Below are 450 nucleotides of genomic sequence, written 5' to 3'. Positions count from 1 at the left end.
GCACACGGTAATCGCCTTCGCCTGGCTCGAATGACAGGTCGTCGCATAACAGGATAAAACGCTGCGGCAGCTTGAGCAGTTGCTCGACCACACGAGGCAGGTCGGCGAGATGGTCGCGATCGATCTCCTCATTTCGATGCTTGATCGTATGCTCGACACGATCTCCCAGGCGCAGCAGGGCGCCAACTATGTCTCGACCACCGAGTTCGAGACATGGCGCAAGCAGGTCGACAGCGTGAAGACGGAGCTTGCGCGGCGCAGCACGAAGATGGCTGGTGAGGTCCAGAACACCTACCGCGTGATCCAGCAAACGCAGTTCCTGGAGTCCACGCTCAAGAACACCATGAGCCCGCAGATGACAGCCTCGCTCCGTTTCGGACGCGGGTTGAGCTCGCAGGGTCTTCGGTAAGCGACAGGGCAGGGGGCCAGGACGATGGGCGCGCTCGAGGT

At 61.1% G+C, this 450-nt stretch carries 1 protein-coding gene and 1 pseudogene; one reads left to right on the top strand and one right to left on the bottom strand.

Annotated features, from left to right (window positions below; genetic code table 11):
* Positions 1–127, bottom strand: a pseudogene (locus tag AACY08_RS29700) (DUF815 domain-containing protein); the annotation flags it as partial.
* On the opposite strand from AACY08_RS29700, the gene AACY08_RS29695 reads away from it, so the two are divergent.
* Positions 110–409, top strand: coding sequence for a hypothetical protein (locus AACY08_RS29695; RefSeq protein ID WP_339472656.1), 300 nt, complete (start codon positions 110–112; stop codon positions 407–409). The pseudogene AACY08_RS29700 and the gene AACY08_RS29695 sit on opposite strands and share 18 nt — an antisense overlap.
* Positions 410–450: the final 41 nt, after the last annotated feature.

The sequence above is a fragment of the Pseudomonas sp. EL_65y_Pfl1_R83 genome (assembly GCF_963970695.1).
GTDB classification, from domain to species: domain Bacteria; phylum Pseudomonadota; class Gammaproteobacteria; order Pseudomonadales; family Pseudomonadaceae; genus Aquipseudomonas; species Aquipseudomonas tritici.
The sequence above is the reverse complement of the archived record's forward strand: the minus strand, read 5'-3'. Positions and strand labels throughout refer to the sequence as shown.

Bases quoted from the DNA above. Each gene is read 5' to 3' on its own strand.
- AACY08_RS29695 (WP_339472656.1), top strand. From the start codon at position 110: ATGGTCGCGATCGATCTCCTCATTTCGATGCTTGATCGTATGCTCGAC.